This is a genomic window from Micromonospora sp. 4G55, from assembly GCF_016803375.1.
Map to the genome: position 1 here is coordinate 1 of NZ_JAEVHN010000564.1, position 3,967 is coordinate 3,967.

4 protein-coding genes and 2 pseudogenes are annotated in these 3,967 nt (G+C 73.2%); 2 read left to right on the forward strand and 4 right to left on the reverse strand.

Annotated elements, in window-relative coordinates:
• Positions 1–607, forward strand: a pseudogene (locus JNW89_RS29855) (transposase); the annotation flags it as partial.
• 131 nt (positions 608–738) lie between these two features.
• Positions 739–1,962 (forward strand): ABC transporter substrate-binding protein, encoded by a 1,224-nt coding sequence (locus JNW89_RS29860; RefSeq protein WP_238451625.1) that lies wholly within the window; start codon positions 739–741, stop codon positions 1,960–1,962.
• Positions 1,963–2,188: 226 nt separating this feature from the next.
• On the opposite strand, the gene JNW89_RS29865 is transcribed toward JNW89_RS29860, so the two are convergent.
• From JNW89_RS29865 to JNW89_RS29880, 4 genes and pseudogenes are all read right to left on the reverse strand, one after another.
• On the reverse strand, positions 2,189–2,782 hold the full coding sequence (locus tag JNW89_RS29865) for an ATP/GTP-binding protein (protein WP_088964027.1): 594 nt from the start codon (positions 2,780–2,782) through the stop codon (positions 2,189–2,191).
• A gap of 1 nt (position 2,783) precedes the next feature.
• A complete protein-coding gene (locus JNW89_RS29870; protein WP_088964879.1) occupies positions 2,784–3,161 on the reverse strand; it encodes a DUF742 domain-containing protein in 378 nt (125 codons plus the stop codon).
• Between the two features lie 102 nt (positions 3,162–3,263).
• Complete coding sequence (locus tag JNW89_RS29875; RefSeq protein ID WP_132186590.1) at positions 3,264–3,668, reverse strand: roadblock/LC7 domain-containing protein; 405 nt, start codon at positions 3,666–3,668, stop codon at positions 3,264–3,266.
• Positions 3,665–3,868, reverse strand: a pseudogene (locus JNW89_RS29880) (hypothetical protein); the annotation flags it as partial. The pseudogene JNW89_RS29880 and the gene JNW89_RS29875, both read right to left, overlap by 4 nt.
• Positions 3,869–3,967 lie beyond the last annotated feature (99 nt).

The following is a 3,967-nucleotide window of genomic DNA, read 5'->3' on the forward strand; positions in this document are numbered from 1 at the left end:
CCCGGGCGGCGACCCGCGCCTGGAGTCGCCCTCGCTGCGGCTGGTCGACCGCGAGGAGGCAAGCCGTTCCGGGCGTGCCTCCCGGGCGGACCGACCGGCCCCGGAGCGCCGGCCCGAGCCGGCGGAGCGCCGCCCCGCGCCGATGGAGCACCGACCCCCGCCGATCTCCGACGAGGGCGACGGGGACCTGCTGATCTTCGCGCAGGCCAGGTCCGCCTGGTTCGTCGGCCACAGCGAGGAGGAGTCCGAGCTGGACTGGGCGACCACCGCCGACACCGGTTGGCAGGCCGCCGAGCAGGCGGCTCGCCCGGCGGTCGGTGCGGAGACCTCCGCCGGCCTGCCCAAGCGGGTCCCGCAGGCCAACCTGGTGCCGGGTTCGCCGCTGCGCGAGGAGCGTCCGCTGCGGATCGTCCGCGACGCGGCGAGCCTCGCCGAGAACACCACCGGCTACTTCCGCGGCTGGCGTCGCGGCCAGGAGATCGGCGGGTTCGCGGTCGGCGGGCGACCGGGTCGTGAGTCGGCCGGCGGCTGGGACTTCAGCCGCGACCCGGCCGAGCGCGACGACGACCGCGAGTACGAGTTCCGGTCAGCCGGTTACCGTTCCTGAGCCCGGAAAACCCCCTTCCACCTGCGTGTTCCTACCCACACCCGGATAATTTGACGCCGGATCGGGGCGGCCGGAAGCATACCGGCGGAACCGTCGGCGGCAGGTGACGCCGGGGTGGGAAGGCGACTCCAATGGCGACACCGGCAATCGACTCCTCCGTGCTCACCCGACGGGGAGTGCTCACCGCGACGGCCAGCAGCCTGTTGCTGGGCGCCTGCGGGCAGGCGCAGCCGCAGGACGAGGCGGAGCCGGACGGCAGTGCCTCGCCGGGCGGCCCGGAGCTGCTGATCGGGGTCAGCCTGGAACTCACCGGCCGGGGCGCCGCCCTCGGCGTCCTCCAGGAGCGTGCCCTGCGGATCACGCTCGAGGACCTGAACGTCGACCGGGTGCAGGTGGGCAACCAGCGCCGGAGCGTACGGGTGCTGGTGCGGGACAACCGCAGCGATCCGCGGCTGGCCGCGCAGCAGGCCACCGACCTGATCCGCAAGGACCGGGTGCACGCCCTGCTCGGCACCACGCTGACCGAGACCGCCATGGCGGTCGTCGGGGTGGCCCAGCGGCTGCAGACCCCCTTCGTCTCGCTGGCGCCCGGGGACGGCATCGTCCTGCCGCTGACGCAGCGGACCTTCGTCTACAAGCTCACCCCGGACGCGGTGGACGTCGCCCGCCGGCTGGCCCGGCTGATCAGCTCACGGGGGCTGGAGCGGGTCGCCCTGCTGGCCGCCGACGGCCTGCACGGCGACTCCGGCGTCCGGGCCGTGGCGGCCGCGCTCCGGGTCGCCGGGGTCGAGCTGGACCGCACCGTACGCCTGCCGCGCACCGGCGCGACTTCGCCCGCGCCGCCCGGGAGGCGGTGGCCGGTGACCCCGACGGCGTGGTGGTGTGGGCGGCGGCTCCGGACAGCGGCAGCGCCGCTCGGGCACTGCGCCGGGCCCGCTGGCGCGGTCCGCTCTTCTTCGACGCGCGCGGTCGCCGAGGAGACCGTGGCGGGCAGCAACGCGGCGGCCGTGGAGGGCGCGTACGCGGTGCACCCGACCTGCCTGCCGGACTCCACCCTGATGGGTACCACCACCGCCGCCCTGGCCCGACGCGAGCTGGTCTTCCGCTACATCCACGAGTACGGCGGGCTCAGCGGCTTCGCCCCGTACGCCTCCGACGCGCTCCAGCTCATCGCCGACGCGGCCCGGCTGGCCAGCAGCGTCGACCGTGGACGGCTGCGGGCGTACCTGCAGACGCAGGTGACCGAGGGTATGGCCGGGTGGTACGCCTTCGCGCCGATCCGGCACGGCGGGATGGAGCGCGACTCGCTGGGCGTCTACCAGCTCACCCAGGGCAGCTGGGCCCGGGTCTCCTGACCCTCGGCCCAGCCCTCTCCCGACCTCTTCCCACCCCGCGGCCCCGGGCACCGGCACCGCCGCGCGCGGGGGCTGCGCGGCGCGCGGGGCCACGTGGCTCGGGGCTGTCGTGCGTCCACTCGGGACCGGGTCAGCTGCCCGCCGACACGTTGAGCCCCCGGCCGGACGGGGACGCGCAGACGCGCCCGACGTCGGCCGAAGCCGCCACCGGGCGCGTCGAGGCCGGTCAGGCCGGGGCGACCGCGCGCGAGCGACGCATGGTCAGCACGTACTCGACCAGCGAGATCAGCACGTGCTTGGTCGACTCCCGGTTCCGGGCGTCGCAGGCCACCACCGGCACGTCCGTCGAGATCGCCAGCGCGTCCCGGACGTCCTGCGGGTCGTGGTACTGCATCCCGTCGAAGCAGTTGATGGCCACCAGGTACGGCAGCCGCCGGTGCTCGAAGAAGTCGATCGCCGCGAAGCAGTCGGCCAGCCGGCGGGTGTCGACCAGGACGACGGCGCCGATCGCGCCGCGTACCAGCTCGTCCCACATGAACCAGAACCGCGTCTGGCCCGGCGTACCGAACAGGTACAGGATCAGGTCCCGGTCGATCGAGATTCGGCCGAAGTCCATCGCCACCGTGGTCGTCGTCTTGCCCGGCACCTGCCGGGTGTCGTCGACGCCCACGCCCGCGGAGGTCATGATGGCCTCGGTGGTCAGCGGCGTGATCTCCGAGACCGAGCCGACCAAGGTCGTCTTGCCGACGCCGAATCCACCGGCGATAACGATCTTCGCCGACGTCACGCGCCCGCTCGGGGCCGGCGGCCGGTGCGACATGTCAGAGCCTGCGAAGTCCACTCAGCACCCTCTCCAGCAGTTCAGTGCCCACCGCGTCGTCGGAGTCGTCCAGGATGGTCGGCTCGTGGACCGCGACCAGGCCATCCGTCGCCATGTCGGCGATGAGCACCCGGGCCACACCCAACGGAAGCTGCATTCGCGCCGCGATCTCGGCCAACGACTGCACGCGTCCGTCACACAGCGCGGCGATGTACTGGTGTTCGCGGCCCTGACCGCCGTTGCCACTGGCAGCGGCGCGACCGCGCACCGTCGTCTCGACGAGCGCCTCCATGGCGATGTCGAGCCGGGGACGGGTACGACCACGGGTCACGGCGTATGGACGGACCAACGCTCCGGTTGGCTCGTCACGATCGGCCATGTCGCCGCTCACCTCCTTCGTACCCGGCACCGGCTCTCGCCCGGTGGAACCCGTCGTTGTTGTCGTGTCGTTCCTGCCGTGCCGACCCGGTGGTCAGCTCGGTCAGCCCATCATCCCGACGGCCGTGCGCGGCTGCGGGGTCAGCGCGTCGCCCACCCGGTCGACCAGCAGGGCCATCTCGTAGCCGACCTGGCCCACGTCAGAGCTGCGGGCGGCCAGCACCGCGAAGGAGGAACCGTCGGAGATGGACATCAGGAACAGGAAGCCGTTGTCCATCTCGACGACGGTCTGCAACACCGCGCCACCCTCGAAGCAGCGGGCCGCGCCCTGGGTGAGGCTGACCAGACCGGAGGCGATGGCGGCCAACTGGTCGGCCCGGTCGCGCGGCAGGTCCCGTGACGACGCGAGGAGCAGGCCGTCCGCGGAGACGGCGACCGCGTGCGCGACACCGGGCACCCGGTCAGCGAAGTTGGCGAGGAGCCAACCGAGATCCTGCGTAGTTGTCATCCTTCTTGCTCCTTCTGCCCGCTACCGGCCGCCGGGCCGGAGCCAGACTGCGAGGATTGCTGCCCTCTCGGAGTCGCCTCCGAGCTGGTGGGGTTGCTGTCCGAGGGGTTGCTGCGACCGCGCTGCACGCCGCGGTGGTAGGCCGACAGCAGACCGCGCACCGCCTCGGGCGTACGCCGCTGGACCGAGGTGGTCGGCTTCTACCGGCCGCCGGGCCGGAGCCAGACTGCGAGGATTGCTGCCCTCTCGGAGTCGCCTCCGAGCTGGTGGGGTTGCTGTCCGAGGGGTTGCTGCGACCG

What these genes read in the sequence shown, in the direction of transcription:
- JNW89_RS29865 (WP_088964027.1), bottom strand. Translation starts at nt 2,782, where the DNA reads ATGTCGCACCGGCCGCCGGCCCCGAGCGGGCGCGTGACGTCGGCGAAG.
- JNW89_RS29860 (WP_238451625.1), top strand. Translation starts at nt 739, where the DNA reads ATGGCGACACCGGCAATCGACTCCTCCGTGCTCACCCGACGGGGAGTG.
- JNW89_RS29875 (WP_132186590.1), bottom strand. Translation starts at nt 3,668, where the DNA reads ATGACAACTACGCAGGATCTCGGTTGGCTCCTCGCCAACTTCGCTGAC.
- JNW89_RS29870 (WP_088964879.1), bottom strand. Translation starts at nt 3,161, where the DNA reads ATGGCCGATCGTGACGAGCCAACCGGAGCGTTGGTCCGTCCATACGCC.